The organism is Phenylobacterium sp. (assembly GCF_028290885.1).
GTDB lineage: Bacteria > Pseudomonadota > Alphaproteobacteria > Caulobacterales > Caulobacteraceae > Phenylobacterium.
Map to the genome: position 1 here is coordinate 1 of NZ_JAQGIZ010000055.1, position 3,161 is coordinate 3,161.

General features: G+C 67.9%; 3 protein-coding genes. All 3 read right to left on the reverse strand.

The genetic code is table 11. The features are described 5' to 3' along the window. Nucleotides 1-1,172: YifB family Mg chelatase-like AAA ATPase (locus JWP28_RS04680; RefSeq protein WP_299540521.1), on the reverse strand; the 1,172-nt coding region annotated here is incomplete at its 3' end. 135 nt (nt 1,173-1,307) lie between these two features. Continuing rightward, nucleotides 1,308-2,255 carry a glutathione synthase gene (gshB, locus tag JWP28_RS04685; RefSeq protein ID WP_299540524.1) on the reverse strand — a complete coding sequence of 316 codons (948 nt, stop codon included), beginning with the start codon at nt 2,253-2,255 and terminating at the stop codon, nt 1,308-1,310. Nucleotides 2,256-2,538: 283 nt separating this feature from the next. Beyond that, nucleotides 2,539-3,024, reverse strand: coding sequence for a hypothetical protein (locus JWP28_RS04690; protein WP_299540526.1), 486 nt, complete (start codon nt 3,022-3,024; stop codon nt 2,539-2,541). Nucleotides 3,025-3,161: the final 137 nt, after the last annotated feature.

Below are 3,161 nucleotides of genomic sequence, written 5' to 3' on the forward strand. Positions count from 1 at the left end.
GCGGTGACCGGCGGCACCTCCACCTGCAGGTCGATGCGGTCCATCAGCGGGCCGGAGATGCGGCCCATGTAGTCGGTTTGGCAGCGCGGCGCCCGGCCGCAGGCGCCGCGGCCGGGCCCGCCCAGGCCGCAGCGGCAGGGGTTCATCGCCGCCACCAGCTGCACGCGGGCCGGATAGCGGACGTGGGCGTTGGCGCGGGCCACCACCACCTCGCCGGTCTCCAGCGGGCCCCGCAGACTGTCGAGGGCCTGGGCGCGGAACTCGGGGAGCTCATCTAAAAACAGCACCCCGTTGTGCGCCAGGCTGACCTCCCCGGGCTTGGCCTTCAGGCCGCCGCCGGTGAGCGCCGCCATGCTGGCCGAATGGTGCGGGTTGCGGAATGGCCGCGCGCGGGTGAGCTCGCCCTTGGCGATCAGCCCGGCCACCGAATGGATCATCGAGGTTTCGAGCAGTTCCTCCGGCGTCAGCGGCGGCAGCAGGCCCGGCAGGCGGGCGGCCATCATCGACTTGCCGGAGCCCGGCGGCCCCACGAAGGCCAGGTTGTGACCGCCGGCCGCGGCGATCTCCAGCGACCGCTTGGCGTTCTCCTGGCCCTTGACCTCGCGCAGGTCCGGAACCCGCTCAGCGTCGCGCATGGCCCCGACTGTGGGAGGCGACAGGATCTGCGTCCCCCGGAAGTGGTTCACCAGCGCGATCAGCGACGGCGCCGCCAGGATTCGCGTGCCGCCGGCCCAGGCCGCCTCGGGTCCGCAGGCCTCCGGGCAGATCAGCCCAAGGCCCATGGCGCCGGCCGCCACCGCCGCGGGCAAGGCGCCGGCGACCGGCGTGATCCGGCCGTCCAGCGACAGCTCGCCCACCGCCGCCCAGTCGTCCAGCACATCGGGCGGGATCACGTTCATGCCGGCCATGATGGCCAGCGCGATCGGCAGGTCGTAGTGACTGCCCTCCTTGGGCAGGTCCGCCGGCGCCAGGTTGACGATGATGCGGCGGCTGGGCAGCGACAGGCCCAGTCCGGAGAAGGCGGCCCGCACGCGCTCCCGGCTTTCCGAGATCGCCTTATCGCCCATGCCGACCAGATAGAACCGGACTTCGCCACCGGTGAACTGCGCTTCGACATCCACGCGGCGCGCCTCCACGCCCTGAAACGCCACCGTTACAACTCGCGCGGCCATCCCCAGCCCTTGTGGTCAAGCTTCACTTATCCACAACAAGCAGCACGCCGCGCGGGCTAGATCAAGAACAAAAATAGAACCTATGGGGAAAGTGAGACGTTTCCGTAACTTGCCGGAGGGTCTTCGCAAAACAAGCTATGCCAGAGTCCGAAGCGCTTCAACCCGCTGCCAGAGGACATCGGTGGCGTCGACGCCGGTGAACGTCTTCAGCGCCACGGCGCCGGTGGGGGAGGTGACATTGATCTCGGTCAGGTAGTCGCCGATCACGTCGATGCCGACGAACAGCAGGCCGCGGCGCTTCAGCTCCGGCCCTATGGCCGCGCAGATTTCCCGGTCGCGGGCGGTCAGCTCCACGGCCTCGGCGCGCCCGCCGACCGCCAGGTTGGAGCGGATCTGACCCTTCAGCGGCACGCGGTTGATCGCGCCCACGGCCTCGCCGTCGACCAGCAGGATGCGCTTGTCGCCCTTGGTCACCGACGGCAGGAATTTCTGCAGGATCACCGGCTCGGGGCTGAGCTCGGCGTGGATCTCCAGCAGCGCCTCGAGGTTCGGGTCGTCGGCCAGGTGGCGGGTCACGCCCGAGCCGCCGCGGCCGTTCAGAGGCTTCAGCACCACATCGCCGTGCCGCTTGCGGAAGTCGGCGATCGCCTGGCGGTCGTTGGAGATCAGGGTCGGCGGCTGCAGGTCGGGGAACTGGGTGACGAACAGCTTCTCCGGCGCGTTCCTGACCTCGCGCGGATCGTTGACCACCAAGGTCTTCGGATGCACCGCCTCCAGCAGGAAGGTGGTGTCGATATAGGCCATGTCGAACGGTGGGTCCTGGCGCAGCAGGATCACGTCGAACTCGGTCAGCTCGGCGCGGCGATAGGGGCCCAGGGTGGCGTGGTCGCCCTTGGTCCGCCGCACGGTGACGTCGCGGCCGCGAGCGAACACCCGCCCATCCTCCATGGCCAGCGTCTGGGTGACGTAGACGAACAGGCTGTGGCCGCGCGCCTGGGCCGATTCCATCATCAGGAAGGTCGTGTCGCCCTCGATGTTGATCCCCTCGATGGGATCCATCTGCACCGCGACCTTCAAAGACATGGAGCACTCCCCGGCGACTTGAGCTTAGCGAGATAGGCGGTGCGGCCGGGAAGCGCCACCTTCGACCTTTCTCACCCCCCCAATCGTCATCCCACGGTCAGCTGAAAGCTGATCCGGGGACCCAAGCTGAGTTGCAGAATGTGGCGAGGCCGCTTGGGTCCCCCGGATCGCGTCTTCGCGCGACCGGAGGATGACTAAGCCCAGAGCCGCAGCTCGAAATCCGCCATGGGCTTCAGGGCTTTCCAGCATTCGTGCGAATGCACCCTCAAGTCGCCAGGGGCAGCTAGCCCCAGCGCGTCTTCGCGTCGTTCAGAAGTTTCGACAGTTCTGTGGCGCCGAGCGGCCACCCGGTCGGCAAACCACCATATCCGGGTATGCCGCAAGCCCGTGCAAGCCGCTGCCCAAACGTTAGGGGTTTCGCAAAGTCGAACCGCACGCCCGACATTCCTCTGAGCGAGATGACACTGATCTTGCTGAGTTCGCTCCACTGCCAAGTGAAGCTGGCAAACGTGCCGCGGAAGGTCAGACCCTCAGCCGCAATGTTTAGACGGCTCGGCCGAAATGCAGCGGCGACCGCGCCGATCGAAATCAATGTGAAGAAGACGGTGCCCGATATATACCCTGCCGACTCGGAGCGGCTGGTCACGTGCCGCTCAAAAGTGGCCCAAAGCAGCGTGCCCGCGACCATGACTGTCGCGAAAAAGGTCAACTGCGCGCGAGGTTGCTCCAACATCACTGGCGCGCGATCCAGATCGTAGTCAAAACCCATCAATTCAACTGCAGCCGCACCCGCTCACGCTGCGCCCGGGCGGCCAGCGCCGCGCCGCCGTCCAGCGTCGTGGCGCGGGCCAGGGCCTCCAGAGAGCCGGCCAGCGCGCCCTGCCCCTCGCGGGCGGCGGCGACGTC

Excerpts from the sequence above, each read along its gene's own strand:
- JWP28_RS04690 (WP_299540526.1), bottom strand. The coding sequence starts at position 3,024 with ATGGGTTTTGACTACGATCTGGATCGCGCGCCAGTGATGTTGGAGCAA.
- gshB (WP_299540524.1), bottom strand. The coding sequence starts at position 2,255 with ATGTCTTTGAAGGTCGCGGTGCAGATGGATCCCATCGAGGGGATCAAC.